Source organism: Paraburkholderia sp. BR14312, from assembly GCF_040948675.1.
Taxonomy (GTDB): Bacteria; Pseudomonadota; Gammaproteobacteria; order Burkholderiales; family Burkholderiaceae; genus Paraburkholderia; species Paraburkholderia nodosa_A.
Genome location: NZ_JBFPKI010000002.1, coordinates 673,760 through 691,806 on the forward strand (window position 1 = coordinate 673,760; position 18,047 = coordinate 691,806).

General features: G+C 65.4%; 14 protein-coding genes. 8 read left to right on the forward strand and 6 right to left on the reverse strand.

Going from position 1 to position 18,047, the window contains the following annotated elements; translation table 11 throughout:
* Positions 1-37: 37 nt before the first annotated feature.
* Positions 38-4,084, reverse strand: a complete 4,047-nt coding sequence (locus tag AB3X98_RS08945; protein ID WP_069262914.1) for an FAD/FMN-binding oxidoreductase — start codon at positions 4,082-4,084, stop codon at positions 38-40.
* 549 nt (positions 4,085-4,633) lie between these two features.
* Here AB3X98_RS08945 and ilvA point away from each other — a divergent pair.
* From ilvA to queF, 3 genes are read left to right on the forward strand one after another with little or no spacing between them, the layout of a single operon-like run.
* Positions 4,634-6,160, forward strand: coding sequence for a threonine ammonia-lyase, biosynthetic (gene ilvA / locus AB3X98_RS08950; RefSeq protein WP_368610233.1), 1,527 nt, complete (start codon positions 4,634-4,636; stop codon positions 6,158-6,160).
* A 12-nt stretch (positions 6,161-6,172) separates the two neighbouring features.
* Positions 6,173-7,093 carry a 5'-nucleotidase gene (locus tag AB3X98_RS08955; protein WP_368605982.1) on the forward strand — a complete coding sequence of 307 codons (921 nt, stop codon included), beginning with the start codon at positions 6,173-6,175 and terminating at the stop codon, positions 7,091-7,093.
* Positions 7,090-7,914: an NADPH-dependent 7-cyano-7-deazaguanine reductase QueF gene (gene queF, locus AB3X98_RS08960; protein WP_368605981.1), complete on the forward strand. Its 825-nt coding sequence runs from the start codon at positions 7,090-7,092 to the stop codon at positions 7,912-7,914. The genes AB3X98_RS08955 and queF overlap by 4 nt, the downstream gene beginning before the upstream one ends.
* An 81-nt stretch (positions 7,915-7,995) precedes the next feature.
* Here queF and mtgA read toward each other — a convergent pair whose 3' ends face one another.
* The 5 genes from mtgA to mpl form a co-directional block, all read right to left on the reverse strand.
* On the reverse strand, positions 7,996-8,769 hold the full coding sequence (gene mtgA, locus AB3X98_RS08965) for a monofunctional biosynthetic peptidoglycan transglycosylase (RefSeq protein WP_069268528.1): 774 nt from the start codon (positions 8,767-8,769) through the stop codon (positions 7,996-7,998).
* A 36-nt stretch (positions 8,770-8,805) separates the two neighbouring features.
* Entirely contained in the window at positions 8,806-9,681 is an 876-nt protein-coding gene (gene aroE, locus AB3X98_RS08970) for a shikimate dehydrogenase (protein ID WP_342948400.1), read from the reverse strand.
* Positions 9,678-11,804 (reverse strand): RNB domain-containing ribonuclease, encoded by a 2,127-nt coding sequence (locus tag AB3X98_RS08975; RefSeq protein ID WP_342948399.1) that lies wholly within the window; start codon positions 11,802-11,804, stop codon positions 9,678-9,680. Before AB3X98_RS08975 ends, aroE begins: the two co-directional genes overlap by 4 nt.
* Positions 11,805-11,884: 80 nt before the next feature.
* Positions 11,885-12,460 (reverse strand): YqiA/YcfP family alpha/beta fold hydrolase, encoded by a 576-nt coding sequence (locus AB3X98_RS08980; RefSeq protein ID WP_368605980.1) that lies wholly within the window; start codon positions 12,458-12,460, stop codon positions 11,885-11,887.
* Positions 12,457-13,848: a UDP-N-acetylmuramate:L-alanyl-gamma-D-glutamyl-meso-diaminopimelate ligase gene (mpl, locus tag AB3X98_RS08985; RefSeq protein ID WP_368605979.1), complete on the reverse strand. Its 1,392-nt coding sequence runs from the start codon at positions 13,846-13,848 to the stop codon at positions 12,457-12,459. The genes AB3X98_RS08980 and mpl overlap by 4 nt, the downstream gene beginning before the upstream one ends.
* A gap of 247 nt (positions 13,849-14,095) precedes the next feature.
* Here mpl and AB3X98_RS08990 point away from each other — a divergent pair, with 247 nt between their 5' ends.
* The 5 genes from AB3X98_RS08990 (at position 14,096) to accC (ending at position 18,046) form a co-directional block, all read left to right on the forward strand.
* Positions 14,096-14,740: a UDP-N-acetylmuramate--alanine ligase gene (locus AB3X98_RS08990; protein ID WP_069268523.1), complete on the forward strand. Its 645-nt coding sequence runs from the start codon at positions 14,096-14,098 to the stop codon at positions 14,738-14,740.
* 11 nt (positions 14,741-14,751) lie between these two features.
* On the forward strand, positions 14,752-15,318 hold the full coding sequence (locus tag AB3X98_RS08995) for a TlpA family protein disulfide reductase (protein WP_368605978.1): 567 nt from the start codon (positions 14,752-14,754) through the stop codon (positions 15,316-15,318).
* Positions 15,319-15,512: 194 nt separating this feature from the next.
* Positions 15,513-15,965: a type II 3-dehydroquinate dehydratase gene (gene aroQ, locus AB3X98_RS09000; protein WP_069268521.1), complete on the forward strand. Its 453-nt coding sequence runs from the start codon at positions 15,513-15,515 to the stop codon at positions 15,963-15,965.
* A 97-nt stretch (positions 15,966-16,062) separates the two neighbouring features.
* Complete coding sequence (gene accB / locus AB3X98_RS09005) at positions 16,063-16,530, forward strand: acetyl-CoA carboxylase biotin carboxyl carrier protein (RefSeq protein WP_069268520.1); 468 nt, start codon at positions 16,063-16,065, stop codon at positions 16,528-16,530.
* Between the two features lie 148 nt (positions 16,531-16,678).
* A complete protein-coding gene (gene accC, locus AB3X98_RS09010; protein WP_028214031.1) occupies positions 16,679-18,046 on the forward strand; it encodes an acetyl-CoA carboxylase biotin carboxylase subunit in 1,368 nt (455 codons plus the stop codon).
* Position 18,047: the final 1 nt, after the last annotated feature.

Sequence of the window (18,047 nt, forward strand, 5' to 3'; positions counted from 1 at the left end):
GTCCTCGAACCCGTTCACGGAAAATTGAGCGCAGCCATTAGACCAGCACGCGCTCGATTCCGCCATTGTTCGCGTTCTGAACGTAGTCCGCCATCCAGTTTTCGCCAAGTATGTGGCGGGCGATTTCCACCACGATGTAATCGGCTTCGATGTTGGCGTCCTCGTTGTACCGCGACAGACCCTGGAGGCACGACGGGCAAGAGGTGAGAATCTTGACGTCCTGCGTCGTACCCTGCCCGCCCGCTTCCTGCTGCGTCGCCGGCTGCACCCCGTTCGCGCCGTTGCCGACGATCGGAATGCCGCGCAGCTTCGCCGCGCCCTTGCGGATTTCCTCTTCCTTGCGGAAACGCACCTGCGTCGAAACGTCCGGGCGCGTCACGGCCAGCGTGCCCGATTCGCCGCAGCAGCGATCGTTCTTCTCGATCTTGTAGCCGTCGTGTTCAGCACCCATCAGCTCATTGACGAGCTTGACCGGATCCATCGTCTTGATCGGCGTGTGGCACGGGTCGTGATACATGTAGCGCGTGCCCGTCACGCCGTCGAGCTTGATGTCCTTCTCGAGCAGGAACTCGTGGATGTCGATGATGCGGCATCCCGGGAAGATCTTGTCGAATTCATAACCCGCGAGCTGGTCGTAGCACGTACCGCACGACACCACGACGGTCTTGATGTCGAGGTAGTTGAGCGTGTTCGCGACGCGATGGAACAGCACGCGGTTGTCGGTGACGATCTTCTCGGCCTTGTCGTACTGGCCCGAGCCGCGCTGCGGATAGCCGCAGCACAGGTAGCCCGGCGGCAGCACCGTCTGCACGCCCGCTTCCCAGAGCATCGCCTGGGTGGCGAGGCCCACTTGCGAGAACAGACGCTCCGAGCCGCAGCCGGGGAAGTAGAACACCGCTTCCGAATCGACGTTCGTCGTCTTCGGGTTGCGGATGATCGGCACGATCTTGTTGTCTTCGATGTCGAGCAACGCGCGCGCCGTCTTCTTCGGCAGGTTGCCCGGCATCTTCTTGTTGACGAAGTGGATCACCTGCTCGACCACGGGCGGCTTGCCCGTGGTGGCGGGCGGCAGCGCCGTCTGCTTCTTGACGAACTTCTTCAGCACGTCGTTGCCAAGGCGCTGCGCCTTGTAGCCCACGCCCATCATCGCGGTGCGCGCGAGATTGATGGTCTGCGGGTTCGTGGCGTTCAGGAAGAACATGCCCGCCGCGTTGCCCGCGTTGAACTTCTTCTTGCCCATCTTGCGCAGCAGATTGCGCATGTTCATGGTCACGTCGCCGAAGTCGATCTTGACCGGGCACGGCGTCACGCACTTGTGGCAGACCGTGCAGTGGTCGGCCACGTCGTTGAACTCGTCCCAGTGCTTGATCGACACGCCGCGGCGCGTCTGCTCTTCGTACAGGAACGCCTCGACCAGCAAGGAAGTCGCGAGAATCTTGTTGCGCGGGCTGTAGAGCAGGTTCGCGCGCGGCACGTGCGTCGCGCACACGGGCTTGCACTTGCCGCAGCGCAGGCAGTCCTTCACCGAATCGGCAATCGCGCCAATGTCGGACTGCTGCATAATGAGCGACTCGTAGCCCATCAGGCCGAACGACGGCGTGTAGGCGTTGCGCAGGTCGGCGCCTTCGAGCAGCTTGCCCGCGTTGAAGCGGCCTTGCGGATCGACGCGTTGCTTGTAAGCGCGGAACTCGGCGATCTCTTCGTCCGTGAGGAATTCGAGCTTCGTGATGCCGATGCCGTGCTCGCCCGAGATCACGCCGTCGAGCGAACGCGCGAGCTTCATGATGCGCGCGACCGCATGGTGCGCGTCCTGCAGCATCTCGTAGTTGTCGGAGTTGACCGGCAGGTTCGTGTGCACGTTGCCGTCGCCGGCGTGCATGTGCAGCGCCACGAATACGCGCCCGCGCAGCACCTTCTTGTGGATCGCCTGCGTCTCGTCGAGGATCGGCTTGAATTCGCCGCCGTTGAAGATCTTGCGCAGTTCCGCGCGGATCTCCTGCTTCCACGAAATGCGCACCGTGCGGTCCTGAGTCACGTGGAAGACGTTGGCGTCGGGCTGCACGTCCACGCGGTCGGCGAACTTCTCCGCCAGCGCCTCGTAGCCCAGCTGCACGAGGTAGTGCTGCGCCTCGCGCAGCGACAGATCGAGCTTCTCGCCCACGAAGGTCCAGCGCTCGCGCACGCGTTTGAGCAGGTCGAGCGCCTGCTGCACGCGGTCTTCGAGCAGTTCCGCGGAGGGGATCTCGTTCGCGTCGTCGGTCTTGCCGAGCGGCAGCTTGCCCGCCTTGAAGAACGCTTCGAGCGCGTCGACCAGTTGCAGCTTGTTCTTGATCGACAGCTCGATGTTGATGCGCTCGATGCCGTCCGTGTACTCGCCCATGCGGTTGAGCGGGATCACGACGTCTTCGTTGATCTTGAACGCGTTGGTGTGCTTGGCAATCGCGGCCGTGCGGCTGCGGTCGAGCCAGAAGCGCTTGCGTGCCTCGGCGGACACCGCGACGAAGCCTTCGCCGCTCTTGCCGTTGGCCATGCGAATGACTTCCGAGGTCGCGGCGGCCACGGCATCGGCGTCGTCGCCGACGATGTCGCCGATCAGCACCATCTTCGGAAACGCGTTGCGCTTGCTCTTGGTCGCGTAGCCCACGGCGCGCAGATAGCGCTCGTCGAGGTGCTCGAGGCCCGCGAGAATCGCGCCGCCCTGCTTCGACGTCTCGAACAGGTAGTCCTTGATTTCGACGATGCTCGGAATCGCCTCGCGCGCCTGGCCGAAGAACTCGAGGCACACCGTGCGCGTATGCGCGGGCATCTTGTGCAGCACCCAGCGCGCGGACGTGATGAGCCCGTCGCAGCCTTCCTTCTGCACGCCCGGCAGGCCGGCGAGGAACTTGTCGGTGACGTCCTTGCCGAGGCCTTCCTTGCGGAAGCGCTTGCCTTCGATATCGAGCGATTCGGAGCGCAGCAGCTTTTCGCCCGGCGCGTATTCGCCGTCGAACCACTTCAGCTCGAAGCGCGCCACGGGAATGTCGTGAATCTTGCCCATGTTGTGGTCAAGACGCGTGACCTCGAGCCAGTTGCCCTGCGGGTCGACCATGCGCCACCAGGCGAGATTGTCGAGCGCCGTGCCCCACAGCACCGCCTTCTTGCCGCCCGCGTTCATCGCGACGTTGCCGCCGATGCAGGACGCATCGAGCGAAGTCGGATCGACGGCGAAGACGAAGCCCGCCGCGTCGGCGGCCTCGGTTACGCGGCGCGTGACCACGCCCGCGCCCGAGAAAATCGTCGCGACCTTGCGGTTCACGCCCGGCAGGTCGGTCATCTCGACGGGGCCGAGCTGCTCGAGCTTTTCGGTATTGATGACGGCCGAGAACGGCGTGAGCGGCACCGCACCGCCCGTGTAGCCCGTGCCGCCTCCGCGCGGAATCACGGTGAGGCCGAGTTCGAAACAGGCCTTGATGAGGCCCGCGATTTCGGCTTCGGTATCGGGCGTGAGGACGACGAACGGATATTCCACGCGCCAGTCGGTCGCGTCGGTCACGTGCGAGACGCGCGAGAGGCCGTCGAAACGGATGTTGTCCTTGGCCGTGCGCTTGCCGAGCACCTTCGTCGCGCGGCGGCGCAGGTCGGCCATCTTCTCGAACTCGCCCGCGAAGGCGTCGATGGCGCGGCGCGTGGCGCCGACCAGTTTCTCGACGCGCGCGGCACGATCCACGCCTTCTTTGTCCGTGTGCTCCTGCAGATCGGCGCGGCGGCGCTTCTCGATTTCGGCGAGGCGGTGGTTCAACGCCTCGATCAGGAGCGCGCGGCGCTTCGGATTGTCGAGCAGATCATCCTGCAGATACGGGTTGCGGCGCACGACCCAGATGTCGCCCAGCACCTCGTAGAGCATGCGCGCCGAGCGGCCGGTGCGGCGCTCCGCGCGCAGCTCGGCGAGCGCGTTCCATGCGTCTTCGCCGAGCAGGCGGATGACGATTTCGCGGTCCGAAAACGACGTGTAGTTATAGGGAATCTCGCGCAGGCGCGGTTCGATGTCGGCGGCCACGGCGGCGGCGGCGCCGTGAGGATCGAAAACTTGAGGTGCGTTCATGGTTGGACGACTCTTTGGGCCAGTCCCGTGCACGGCTCGCGGCCGCTGCGACGGATACTGACGGGGCGCGTGGGGCGCTATTCTGAAATCGTGTCCGCCTGTGGCAGGCTGCGGACGAAAAGGGTGGGGAGGCACATGGCGGCAACGCTCACGCCGATGGTTCCCCGGCGCTCGGATTTAGCGACACGATCGTGCGTGGCGGGCGTGCCGCTGCGCCGCCGGGCGGGTTACGCGCCGTGCGGGCATCAAATGGGCTGTCCGAGGTTGCCAGTGCATCATCCGATCCTTGTTTCGAAAAAGGATTTTACCGCATGATCCGCACCCGCGCTGACGCTGCGTGGGAACCCGGTGAACACGCAAGATTCACTTGCGTTGACGGGCGATTCGCGCCCGATTGCACGCGCTTTGACGATGATTTGCCTTCCGGCCGGTCGGCGAATCGCGCCGCCGCATCCGGCGCCACCCGCCAGGCCGCGCCGCCAGTGCTGGAGCGGTTGGCGCTATCATTTACGCTTTCCCGCCCTAAACCCGCGCCCGGCGCGCCCTCGCATGGCCTCCCACGACGATTACCTGAAGAAGATCCTCACCGCCCGCGTGTACGATGTCGCCCGCGAAACCGAACTCGAGCGCGCTCCGAACCTCTCGGCGCGTCTGCGCAACGCCGTGTTCCTCAAGCGCGAGGACAACCAGCCGGTGTTCTCCTTCAAGCTGCGCGGCGCCTACAACAAGATGGCGCATCTCTCGCCCGCGCAGCTCGAGCGCGGCGTGATCACCGCCTCGGCGGGCAACCACGCGCAGGGCGTCGCGCTGTCGGCGGCAAAGCTCGGCGTGAAGGCCGTGATCTGCGTGCCGGTGACCACGCCGCAGGTGAAGGTCGATGCCGTGCGCGCCCACGGCGGCGCCACCGTCGAGGTCGTGCAGGCCGGCGAGTCGTACAGCGACGCCTACGCCCACGCCGTGCGCCTGCAGGAAGAACGCGGCCTGACCTTCGTGCATCCGTTCGACGATCCCCACGTGATCGCCGGCCAGGGCACCGTGGCCATGGAGGTGCTGAGCCAGCATCAGGCCCCGATTCACGCGATCTTCGTGCCGATCGGCGGCGGCGGCCTGGCTGCGGGCGTGGCGGCGTACGTAAAAGCCGTGCGCCCCGAGATCAGGGTGATCGGCGTGCAGACCGACGATTCCTGCGCGATGGCGCAGTCGATCAAGGCCGGCAAGCGCGTGGAACTCACCGAAGTCGGGCTGTTCTCCGACGGCACGGCCGTCAAGCTCGTGGGCGAGGAAACCTTCCGCCTGTGCCACCAGTATCTCGACGAAGTGCTCACGGTCGATACGGACGCCCTTTGCGCCGCGATCAAGGACGTCTTCCAGGACACGCGCAGCGTGCTCGAACCCGCAGGCGCACTGGCCGTGGCGGGCGCGAAGCAGTACGCGGAGCGCGAGGGCATCGAGGGGCAGACGCTGGTGGCGATCACCTCGGGCGCGAACATGAACTTCGACCGCATGCGCTTCGTGGCCGAGCGTGCCGAGGTGGGCGAGGCGCGCGAAGCGGTGTTCGCGGTGACGATCCCCGAGGAGCGCGGCAGCTTCAAGCGCTTCTGCGAGCTGGTCGGTACGCGCAGCGTGACCGAGTTCAACTACCGCATCGACGACGCCGAGCGCGCGCACATCTTCGTGGGCGTGCAGATCCGCAACCGCGGCGAGTCGCAGCAGATCGCGAAGACCTTCGTCGATCACGGCTTTCCGAGCGTCGATCTCACGGGCGACGAACTGTCGAAGCAGCACATCCGCTACATGGTGGGCGGACGCTCGCCGCTCGCGCACGACGAACGCCTGTTCCGCTTCGAGTTTCCGGAGCGCCCGGGTGCGCTCATGCGTTTCCTTTCGTCGATGGCGCCGAACTGGAACATCAGCCTGTTCCATTACCGCAACCAGGGCGCCGACTACAGCTCGATTCTGGTGGGCATCCAGGTGCCCGCCGCTGAAGACGCCGAGTTCCGCCGCTTCCTCGCCACGCTCGGTTATCCGCACTGGGAAGAGACGCAAAACCCGGCGTATCGGTTGTTCCTCGCGTAACGAGCGGCCATCGTGTCCGTATCGCTTTCCGACAAGCTCGTCGTCGCCATTTCGTCACGTGCGCTCTTCGATTTCGAGGAGGAAAACCACGTATTCGAGGCCGGCGACCTGCGAGCCTACGAGGCGCTCCAGCGCGAGCGCCTGAACGTGCCCGCGCGGCCAGGCGTGGCGTTCGCGCTGATCCGCAAGCTGCTCGCGCTCAATAACGGCGCACATCACGTGGAAGTGGTGATCCTCTCGCGCAGCGATCCCATCAGCGGTCTGCGCGCGTTCAGTTCGTGCCGCGAGCACGGGCTCGACATTCAGCGCGGCGTGTTCACGCGCGGGCGCGAGCCCTGGCATTACCTCAAGCCGCTAAACGCGTCGCTATTTCTCTCCGCGAATCCGGCCGATGTGAAGAGCGCGCTCGACGCTGGATTCCCCGCTGCACGCGTCTTTCCAGAATCGGCGACAATGGCGGAACGCAACGCGCACGAGATTCGCATTGCCTTCGACGGCGATGCGGTGCTGTTTTCCGACGAAGCCGAGCAGATTTTCCAGAGCAAGGGGCTTTCCGCCTTCGTGAGCCACGAGCGCGACAACCGCGAACTGCCGCTCGCGCAAGGCCCGTTGCAGCCGCTGCTCGCAGCGCTGAACCGTCTGCAGAAGCTCGCCGACGCGAACGCGCAAATGCGCATCCGCACCGCCCTCGTCACCGCACGTTCGGCGCCCGCGCACGAGCGCGCAATCCGTACGCTGATGGCCTGGAACATCGAGATCGACGAAGCGATGTTCCTTGGCGGACTCGACAAAGGCCCGTTCCTGCGCGAGTTCGAACCCGATTTTTTCTTCGACGACCAGATCCGCCATTGCGAATCCGCGCGCTCGGTCACGGCCACCGGGCACGTGGCAAGCGGCGTGACCAATCTCGCAACCGAAGCCAACGCATCATGACTCCCGATCAATCTCCGCTCGGCAAGGCCTCCACCTACACCGAGCAATACGACGCTTCGCTCCTCTTCCCCATCCCGCGCGCGGGCGCGCGCGAGCAGATCGCCATTGGCGCGCAACTGCCCTTCTTCGGCAGCGATATCTGGAACGCTTACGAGCTTTCGTGGCTCAACGCGCGCGGCAAGCCGCAGATCGCGATCGCCACGTTCTTCATTCCCGCCGACTCGCCGAACATCATCGAATCGAAGTCGTTCAAGCTCTATCTGGGCTCGTTCGCGCAAACGCCGTTCGAATCCGCCGAGGTGGTGCGCGAGACGATCAAGCGCGATGTGACGGCGGCCTGCGGCGCGTCGGTATCGGTGCGGCTCGAGCAGCCGGGCGCGTTCGGCAAGATCCCGTTCGAGGAATTCGAAGGGCTCTCGCTCGATCGCCTCGATCTCAACACGGAAATCTATCACCCGGAGCCGACGCTGCTCAAGGCGGCCTTCGACGAAGCCCCGGTAGAAGAAACGCTGATCTCGAACCTGCTCAAGTCGAACTGCCCGGTGACGGGCCAGCCCGACTGGGGCAGCGTGCAGATCCACTACGTCGGGCCGCAGATCGACCAGGCGGGCCTGTTGCGCTACATCATCTCGTACCGCAATCACACGGGCTTTCACGAGCAGTGCGCCGAGCGCATCTTCATGGACATCCTGCGCGAGTGCAAACCGGACCGGCTCGCTGTCTACGCGCGCTACACGCGGCGCGGCGGCCTCGACATCAATCCGTTTCGCACCAACTTCAACATGCCGATGCCGGATAACGCGCGGCTCGCTCGCCAGTAAGCCGAAGAAACGCAGACAATCAAAGGAAAACGCGCCGCAAAGACGGCGCGTTTTTCATTGGCGTGGCGATGCGACGGCGCTTCAATGCGGCAACTCGGCCGCCCCCATGCGCCGCGCAATCACGGCGGTGCGCTGCGCGAGATAGGCCGAGTTGCGATGCTCGTCGAAGTACCTGGGACGCGGCAGCATCACCGCGAGCCGCGCCGACTGCCACGGCGTGAGCTTCGCGGCGCTCGTGCGGTAGTAGTAGCGCGCGGCGGCTTGCGCACCGTACACGCCATTGCCCCACTCCACCGAATTCAGATAGATCTCGAAGATGCGTTCCTTGTCGAGCAGCGTCTGCAGCATCCACGTGATGATGAACTCCTGGCCCTTGCGGATGTAGCTCTGCTCGCGCGAGAGGAACAGGTTGCGCGCGAGCTGCTGCGTGATGGTCGAGCCGCCGCGCACGATATGGCCGCGCTGCTTGTTCCTTTCCCAAGCCTGGAGGATGGCGTCGGTTTCGTAGCCGTTGTTGTTGACGAAGTTCGCGTCCTCGGACGCGATGATCGCGCGCTTCAGGTTGCGCGAGATCTGTTCGTACGGGACCCATTCGTGCTGGATCGAGAGACCGGGGCGGTCGGTGGAAAGACGCGCGGCGTCGGTGCGCATGAACGCCGTGGTTTGCGGATCGACGAAGTTCCAGAGCGCGATTTGCGCGAAGTAGAAGAGTTGCGTGGCGATCCACGCAATCGCGCACACCGAGACGACCCAGGTCAGCCAGCGCAGCGCGCCAGGACGTTTGCGCGACTGCGCGCGCCGCCCGCTGCCGCTCGCGACCGCCGCGGCCTGCGCACCGATGGCTTGCCTGCGCATGGCGTCGTCTCCGTTTTGTGCGAGAGGCGCGGGGCGTTACGCGGCCTGCGCAGCGAGCTGCGCGCGCAACGCCGCCAGCACCGGCGCGCCCTCGGGCCGCACGCCGCGCCACACGAAGAACGACTCGGCGGCTTGCTCGACCAGCATGCCGAGGCCGTCGGCCGCGCGCGCGCCGAGTGCCTGCGCGTGGCGCATGAACACGGTGGGCTGCGCGCCGTACATCATGTCGTAGGCGAGCGTACCGGTGCCGAACGCGCGCTCGTCACACTCGGGCAACGCCGCATCGAGGCTGCCCGCCGTCGCGTTCACGATCACGTCGTAAGGCTTGGGATCGACGTCTTGAGGACCGCCACCGTTGAGAATGCAGCCGAACTCGCCCGCCGCGCCTGCGAACTGTTCGATGAGCGCGTGCGCCTTGGGCGCCGTGCGGTTCACGATGGTGATCTCGCGGGGCCGGCGCTCGAGCATCGGCAGCACGACGCCGCGCGCCGCGCCGCCCGCACCGAGCAGCAGCACGCGCGCGCCTTCGAGCGCAACGCCGAGGTTCACCTCGATGTCGCGCACGAGGCCGAAGCCGTCGGTGTTGTCGCCGAAGATGCCGTCCGCATCGAAGCGCAGCGTGTTCACCGCGCCCGCCGCCGCCGCTCGCGGCGAGAGCTTGTGCGCAAGCGCGTGCGCTTCCAGCTTGAACGGCACGGTCACGTTCAGGCCGCGCCCGCCGGCCGCGTGAAAAGCCTGCACGTGCTGGACGAAGCCGTCGAGCGGCGCGAGCAGGCGGTCGTATTCAACGCGCTCGCCCGTTTGCAGCGCGAACTGCGCGTGGATGTACGGCGACTTGCTGTGCGCCACCGGATTGCCGACTACGGCGTAGCGGTCGGCGTGCACAACAGGCTTCGACTCCCTGACGCTCATTCGCGCGGCTCCGTGGCGTGCTGTTCGCTCGATTGCTCTTCTGCCGCGGGCGCATCGCTTGCCGCCTCGCCGTCGGCGTCGCCCGCTTCTGCGACAGCTTCTGCTTCGCTTTGTGCGGATTCGTCGGCGGCCTCGATCAGCTCTTCGTCTTCGCCCGCATCCTCTTCGGCCTGCTCGCCGCTCGTCACGACGGGCGCATCTAGCACGCGCAGCATGCGCACCGAAGCCTCGATGGTCAGCTCGTCGATCGACAGCACTTCCATCATCAGGCGCGTGCCGCGCGCGTGCACGCCGAGTGCAGGCACGTGCATGAGCAGCGGCACTTCTTCGAAGCGCACCAGGTCGTCCTTCACCACGCTCGCCGGGAACTCGCGGCGCGGCTCGCGCCCCGCTTCACCGCGCATTTCCTGCTGCAACCAGCGCAGGCACCAGAAGTACTCCATGCGGCGCTGATGGTCGGCGTAAGCGGTGTAAGTCTCGTCGAAGCCCTGCACGACGGCGAACAGATCGGCGTCCTTGGGCTTGAACGGCGCGACGAGCTTGGCGGCCACGCCGTGCTCCACACAGGCGAGCAGCTGCCACTGGTTCACGAGGTCCACGTAGCGGCGCAGCGGCGAGGTGCTCCACGCATACTGCGCGACGCCGAGGCCTTCGTGCGGCGCGGCGTTGGTCTGCATGCGCGTGCGCTTGGGGCCGGTCGGCGCGCCGAACGCGCGCTGCGAGCGATAGATGCCCGGCACGCCATGGTCGTGCAGGAAAGCGCCCCACGTGGAGTTCGCGAGAATCGCCAGCTCCGCGACGATCAGGTCGAGCGGCGAGCCGCGGCGGCGCGGCGAGATGGTGACATGCTCGCCTTCCACGTAGAAGTTGAAGTCGGTGTTGCGCTGGACCTCGCGGCGCAGGCCGTAACCGGCGCGCGCCTGCTGGCGCTTCTCGAACAGGGCCTGCGCGAACGGCCACAGCACGGCGATGTCGTCCTTGTGCGGATACTCGCCCGTGCCCGCGGCGAGCGTCGCTTCGGTGACGACTTCGTCGAGCGTGTTGTGACGCAGATTGCTCTTCACGAACACGCGCTCGGCGCGCGTTTCGGTCGCGACGATCTCTTGTGTCTCGCGGTTCACGATGCAGTAGAGCGAAAGCGCCGGGCGCAGACCGCCTTCCTTGAGCGTGAAGGCGTCGACGAAATCGTCGGGCAGCATCGTGATCTTGTCGCCGGGCATGTAGACCGTCGAAAGACGCGTACGCGCGATCGTATCCGCCGTGTCGCCGCGCTGGATGCCAAGTGCGGGTGCCGCGATGTGAATGCCGATGCGCACGCGCCCGTCGGCCAGATGCTCGATCGAGAATGCGTCGTCGATTTCGGTCGTGGTGACGTCGTCGATCGAGAACGCCTGCACGTGCTCGGCGGCATCGGGCAGATCCTCGGGCAGCGTGCCCACTTCGACCGGCGGGAAGCCGGTGCCGTGCGGGAAAAAGTCCGCGAGGAAGCGTGCCTCGTGCAGCGCGCGCGGCGAAGCGATGCCGCCGTTTTCGAGCATGAGGCGCGGCATCGAAATGCCGCGCGCAGCGGCCGCCGCTTCGAGCGCCTTGTATTCGATCGAGTTCTTGTCCGGCTTCGTGAGGAGTCCGAGCGCCTTACCCTTGAACGCCTCGGGCAGTCCACCCGCCTTCAGCTCCTCCTCGTAGCCGGCCTGCACCAGCGCCTGCTGACGCTTGCGCTCGAGCGAGGCCAGCGCCATCTTGAGCTGCTCTTCGGGCGCGCGCTGATACTGGCCGCGCCCCTTGCGGCGAAAGTACACGGGCGAGCCATGCAGGCGCAGCACGAGCGCGGCGCGCTCGACCGGACCGTAGGTCTCGCCGAAGTACTCGCTTGCAAGCGCCGTGTACGCAAATTCGTCGGCAGGCGCGCATTCCCACAGGAAGTCGAGATCGATCTCCTGGGCGGCGGCGTCCGCCTGCTCCAGCAGTTCGCTCGCAGCCGGCTTCTCGAACTCGATCAGCACGTCTTTTGCGCGCACCTTGGCGCGCCGGCCGCCCGGCAGCTCGACCTGAAATGCATCGCCCTGGCGCGACAGCACGCTGCCGGCCTTGAAACTGCCCGATTCCTCAAAGAAAACGTTCACTCAATACTCTCGTTCAGACTTGCTTCGACCGCCGGCGCGGCGCGCGGGCGGTGCTGTATACATATAGGCGTTCGCACGCATCAAGCGGCGTCGCAGAAACGGATCACTTCGTCGACGTAATCTGCGAACTCGCTGATGCCATGATCGCTGCCTTCGATCAGGTGTGTGGGCACACCCGGATAGTGCGCGAGCATCTCGCGGTAATCGAGCACTTCGTCGCCGGTCGCGGCGATCAGATAGTAGCGCGCGGGTTGCGTCACCGACGTAACGGCCAGCGCGCGCAACTCGTCCAGGTGACGCGGTTCGACGACGATGCTGCCGCCGCCGTGCCAGAGCGGCTGCTCGCCGAGATACTTCGACAGATCGCGGTCAGGCACCACCGCCGGGTTCAGCAGCGCGGCGCGCCAGCCGTGCTTTTCCGCGAGATGCGTGGCGAAATAGCCGCCAAGCGAACTGCCGATGAGCGTGACGCGCTCGCCCGGCTTCATTTGCGCGCCGATCTCCTGCTCGGCGAGCGCAATCGCCTCGCGCGGCGAAACCGGCAGCGTCGGGCACAGCCATTCGCCGCTGCGTCCCAGCTCGGCCATGCGCGCCGCGAGGAGGCGCGCCTTGAACGACTGGGGCGACGAGCGAAAGCCGTGCAGATAGACGATCACGCCGCGCTCCGTGCCGAGAGCGCATCGAGCAGCTTTTGATGCACGCCGCCGAAGCCGCCGTTGCTCATCACGAGCACCTGGTCGCCGGGGCGGGCGGCTGCGACGACCGCCTTCACGAGCGCCTCGATATCGTGGAAAGCGCGGGCCTTCTCACCGAGCGGCGCAAGCGCACCGGCGAGATCCCAGCCGAGCGCGTCCTTGCCGCTCGGTGCGCCGTAGCCGAACACGAGGTCGGCGTCGGCGAGACTGGCGGGCAGTTGCGCCTTCATCACGCCGAGCTTCATCGTGTTCGAGCGCGGCTCGAGCACTGCGAGGATGCGCGTGTTTTCGTGACCGACGCGCGTGCGCAGGCCGGCGATCGTAGTTTCGATGGCCGTGGGATGGTGCGCGAAATCGTCGTAGACGGTCACGCCGTCAACGCTGCCGCGCACTTCCATGCGGCGCTTCACGTTGCGGAACGTGGCGAGCGAGGCCGCGGCCTGCGTAGGCGGCACGCCCACGCTGCGCGCGGCGGCGATCGCCGCGAGCGCGTTCAGGCGGTTGTGTTCACCCTGGATCTGCCAGTCCACCACGCCTGCACGTTCGCTGTTGTGATAGACGGCGAAGCGCTCGTCCACGGCCACGCCGTCTTCCGCCGGCAGCGCCTGCCAGCCGCCATCTACGCCGAAGCGCTCCACGTCGCTCCATACGCCGCGCGTGAGCACGCGTTCGAGCGCGTCCGAGCGGCCGTTCGTGACGATGCGGCCAACGCCCGGAATCGTGCGCACGAGATGATGGAACTGCGTTTCGATCGCCGCGAGATCGGGGAAGATGTCGGCGTGATCGAATTCGAGGTTGTTGAGCAGCGCCGTGCGCGGACGGTAATGAACGAACTTCGAGCGCTTGTCGAAGAACGCCGTGTCGTACTCGTCGGCTTCGATCACGAAGAAGCTCGAATCGGTCAGGCGCGCCGACACGCCGAAGTTCAGCGGCACGCCGCCGATCAGGAAGCCGGGATTCAGGCCCGCGTCTTCGAGCAGCCACGTGAGCATCGAGCTCGTGGTGGTCTTGCCGTGCGTGCCCGCCACCGCGAGCACCCACTTGTCGCGCAGCACGTGGTCGCCGAGCCACTGCGGTCCCGACGTGTACGGCAAGCCGCGATTGAGGATCTCCTCCATCAGCGGGTTGCCGCGCGTGACCACGTTGCCGATCACGTAGAGATCGGGATTGAGTTCGGTCTGGCTCGCGTCGTAACCCTCGATGAGGCGGATGCCCTGCGCTTCGAGCTGGGTGCTCATCGGCGGGTACACGCCGGCGTCGCAGCCGGTCACCGTGTGGCCCGCGCTGCGCGCGAGCACCGCGAGTCCGCCCATGAACGTGCCGCAGATGCCGAGGATATGGATGTGCATAAGCCTGTCGCGCCGCGCGGGCGTCGTGAACGCGTTGATCGGATTGATCAGGTTGAAAAGGACGGAGAAGCTGGAACGTCGGCAGTCCTGCGCCGCCTCAGCAAAGAGGGGTATTGTACCCGAGGCCCCGAGCCCTATTGGCTCGACCTCGGTCCCCGCAGCGACGGAAAATCCCTGCGCACCCGGCAGCGGACGCGGCGCAGTGGCTGCGTGCAGGAGCCAGGGCGATCTCTAGTATCATTAAAAGATGGTTCGCAGATCACATTTCGATCCCCAGCGCGTGCGCGAGGAAATCGCCATCGCGGCAGCAAGGATGATCGCCGAGGACGGCCTCGACTACGCCACCGCCAAACGCAAGGCTGCCCGGCAGGTAGTGGGGGAAACGCGTATCGAAGGCACCTGGTTGCCCGACAACGATCAGATCGAGGAAGAGATCCGCGAATATCAGGCCCTCTTTCAAAGCGACAGCCAGCCTGCGGTGCTGCGCCGCCTGCGCGAGATCGCGCTCGAATGGATGCAGCGGCTCGATGCGTTCAATCCGTTTCTGACCGGCGCGGTGCTCAACGGCACGGCGGGCGAGCACTCCGACATCCATCTGCAGATTTTCTGTGACAACGCGAAGGATGTCGCGATCTGGCTCCTGAATGCGAACGTGCAGTACGACGTGTCGGAGACGCGCCATTTCGCGGCGCGCGGCCTCGTGGAAACTCTCAGCTTCATGTGGCGCCCGTCACGCGCCGAGGAGCCGGTGGGCATCCACGTTGCGCTCTACAATACGGACGACTTGCGCGGCGCCGTGCGCGCCGACGCGCGTGGCAGGCTGCCGCGCGCCAATGCGCAGGCCCTCCAGGCGCTGATCGACGAGAGCGGCGCCACTTCTTCCACAACCTGATAACGGCAGCGATGAATACGAAGCGGATTCTGGCCGGCGTGGCAGTGGCGGCAATCGCCGCAGGCGGCGGCCTACTGGCTGGGCACTGGGCAACGAGCGGCAGCGCCGACGCGGCCGACGCGACCTCGGTAAGCGCGGCGTCGGCGAGCGGCAAGCAGAATGCGCTCACCCAGCTCTGGTCGGCAGCAGTCACGAACCCGGACGGCAAGGCGCAATCGCTCGCCATCTACAAGGGCCGGCCGATCGTGGTCAACTTCTGGGCTTCCTGGTGCGGCCCGTGTGTGGAGGAAATGCCGGAGCTTTCCGCGCTCCAGCGCGAGTACGCGAAGAAGGGAATTCAGTTCGTCGGCGTCGGCGTGGATTCGGCCGCGAACATCAAGACGTTCCTCAAGAAGGTGCCCGTCGATTACCCGATCTACATCGCCGGTTTCGGCGGCGCGGATGTCGCACGCGCATTCGGCAACAGCGCGGGCGGCTTACCTTACACGGTCGTAATCGACGCGAACGGCGCCGTTCGTGCGACAAAATTAGGGCAAATCAAGCCGGACGAGCTTCGGCGCACCCTCGACGCGCTTTGACGCAGCAGATCGTCTGACAAGATCTTAGGCGCCATAAATGGGCTTTTGCCGTGAAAATCCTGTCATTTGACCGAAGATCGACCCAAACCCTCGCCGCAGCGGGTAGTCGGGGCCATATCCCCTTATCGGAAAACTAGACAAATTTCTCTAATCGGCGCTAAAGTTCGCGCAATTCCACGGAAAAAGAAGCGACCATGACGCGACTGCTGGTTCTGCACGGCCCCAACCTCAATCTTCTCGGCACCCGGGAACCGGAGGTGTATGGGCGCGTGACGCTGCCGCAGATCGATCAAGCGCTCTCGGACCGTGCAGGGGACGCCGGCGTCGAACTCGCGACCTTCCAGAGCAATCACGAAGGCGCACTGGTCGACCGCATTCAGTCGGCCCGCACCGAGCAGACCGACTTCATCCTGATCAACCCGGCCGCGTACACGCATACGAGCGTTGCGATCCGGGATGCGCTGGCAGGCGTCGGCATCCCGTTCGTCGAGATTCACCTGTCGAACGTGCATCGCCGCGAGTCCTTCCGGCACCATTCGTATTTTTCCGACCAGGCCGAAGGTGTGATTTGCGGCCTCGGCTGGAAGGGTTATCTCTACGCGCTCGAATACGCGCTCGACCGGCTCGCTGCCCGGTCGGCGGCCTGATTCCTGCGTCGGATGACCGTCAATACCTGAACAACAACCCGTGTCGGGACGCGCGCGCCCCGGCACTTCACGTATTCAAAGTAAAAGGGGCTGCACCATGGATCTACGTAAGCTGAAGACTCTGATCGACCTCGTCTCCGAATCGGGCATCTCGGAGCTCGAAGTGACCGAGGGTGAAGGCAAGGTGCGCATCGTGAAGAACGCGCCGCCCGTTTACGTGCAGCCTGGCCCCGCGCAATACGCGGCGCCGGCCATGGGTGCCCCGCTCGCAGCGCCCGCCCATGTGGGCGAAGCTGCCGCTGCGGCTCCCGCCGCGCCCCCCGTGCCGCAAGGCCACGTCGTGACCTCGCCGATGGTGGGCACGTTCTACCGCGCGCCGTCGCCGGGCGCCGACCCGTTCGTCCAGGTTGGCGACACGGTCAAGGAAGGCCAGACGCTTTGCATCATCGAAGCGATGAAGCTGCTCAACGAAATCGAGTCGGACACGGCCGGCGTGGTCAAGGAAATCCTCGTCGAGAACGGTCAGGCAGTCGAATACGGCCAGCCGCTCTACGTGATCGCCTAAGCTTTTCTGCGCGCGGCGGCGGCCTTCTTTTTTGGCCGTCGCCGCGTTTGTCGCGTTTGGCGCCCCATGACGGCGACGCACGCGACCGATCCTCTGAGGCGTACGCACATACGACTTGCGACGCCCTTTGATGAGTCGAATACCCACCATGTTTGAAAAAATCCTCATTGCCAATCGTGGCGAAATCGCGCTCCGCATCCAGCGCGCATGCCGCGAACTCGGCGTCAAGACGGTCGTCGTCTATTCGGAAGCCGATAAGGAAGCCAAGTACGTGAAGCTCGCGGACGAGGCGGTCTGTATCGGCCCGGCGCCTTCGAACCTCTCCTATCTGAACATGCCGGCGCTCATCAGCGCGGCCGAAGTCACCGACGCAGAAGCGATCCACCCCGGTTACGGCTTCCTCTCCGAGAACGCCGATTTCGCCGAGCGTGTCGAGCAGTCGGGCTTCACGTTCATCGGCCCGCGCCCGGAAACGATCCGCATGATGGGCGACAAGGTCACGGCGAAGCAGACCATGATCAAGACCGGCGTGCCCTGCGTGCCGGGCTCGGAAGGCGCGCTGCCCGACGATCCGAAGGAAATCGTGAAGATCGCGCGCGCGATCGGCTACCCCGTCATCATCAAGGCGGCGGGCGGCGGCGGCGGGCGCGGCATGCGCGTCGTACATACGGAAGCGGCGCTCGTGAACGCGGTCAACATGACCCGCGAGGAAGCCGGCCGTGCGTTCGGCAACCCGCAGGTCTACATGGAGAAGTACCTCGAGAACCCGCGTCACATCGAAATCCAGATTCTCGCGGACTCGTTCAAGAATGCCGTGTGGCTCGGCGAGCGCGACTGCTCCATGCAGCGCCGCCACCAGAAGGTGATCGAGGAAGCGCCGGCGCCGGGCATCGCGCGCCGCCTGCTCGATCGCATCGGCGATCGCTGCGCCGACGCCTGCAAGAAGATGGGCTACCTCGGTGCGGGCACGTTCGAGTTCCTGTATGAAAACGGCGAGTTCTACTTCATCGAGATGAACACGCGCGTGCAGGTCGAGCACCCGGTCACCGAGCTGATCACGGGCATCGACATCGTGCAGGAGCAGATCCGCATTGCTGCGGGCGAAAAGCTCTCGTTCCGCCAGCGCGACATCCAGTTGAAGGGTCACGCGATCGAGTGCCGTATCAACGCGGAAGATCCGTTCAAGTTCACGCCGTCGCCGGGCCGTCTCACGTCGTGGCACATGCCGGGTGGCCCTGGCGTGCGCGTCGACTCGCATGCCTACAATGGCTATTTCGTGCCGCCGAACTATGATTCGATGATCGGCAAGCTGATCACCTACGGCGCCACGCGCGAGCAGGCTATTCAGCGCATGCGCATCGCGCTCTCGGAAATGGTGGTCGAAGGCATCCAGACCAACATCCCGCTGCACCGCGAGCTGATGCTGGACGCGAAGTTCGTCGAGGGCGGCACGAGCATTCACTACCTCGAAAGCCGTCTGGCCGAACGTCAGGCAGTGAAGAAGGACGAAGCGTAAT

Bases quoted from the DNA above. Each gene is read 5' to 3' on its own strand.
- AB3X98_RS08945 (WP_069262914.1), bottom strand. From the start codon at position 4,084: ATGAACGCACCTCAAGTTTTCGATCCTCACGGCGCCGCCGCCGCCGTG.
- ilvA (WP_368610233.1), top strand. From the start codon at position 4,634: ATGGCCTCCCACGACGATTACCTGAAGAAGATCCTCACCGCCCGCGTG.
- queF (WP_368605981.1), top strand. From the start codon at position 7,090: ATGACTCCCGATCAATCTCCGCTCGGCAAGGCCTCCACCTACACCGAG.
- mtgA (WP_069268528.1), bottom strand. From the start codon at position 8,769: ATGCGCAGGCAAGCCATCGGTGCGCAGGCCGCGGCGGTCGCGAGCGGC.
- aroE (WP_342948400.1), bottom strand. From the start codon at position 9,681: ATGAGCGTCAGGGAGTCGAAGCCTGTTGTGCACGCCGACCGCTACGCC.
- mpl (WP_368605979.1), bottom strand. From the start codon at position 13,848: ATGCACATCCATATCCTCGGCATCTGCGGCACGTTCATGGGCGGACTC.
- AB3X98_RS08990 (WP_069268523.1), top strand. From the start codon at position 14,096: ATGGTTCGCAGATCACATTTCGATCCCCAGCGCGTGCGCGAGGAAATC.
- AB3X98_RS08995 (WP_368605978.1), top strand. From the start codon at position 14,752: ATGAATACGAAGCGGATTCTGGCCGGCGTGGCAGTGGCGGCAATCGCC.
- aroQ (WP_069268521.1), top strand. From the start codon at position 15,513: ATGACGCGACTGCTGGTTCTGCACGGCCCCAACCTCAATCTTCTCGGC.
- accB (WP_069268520.1), top strand. From the start codon at position 16,063: ATGGATCTACGTAAGCTGAAGACTCTGATCGACCTCGTCTCCGAATCG.
- accC (WP_028214031.1), top strand. From the start codon at position 16,679: ATGTTTGAAAAAATCCTCATTGCCAATCGTGGCGAAATCGCGCTCCGC.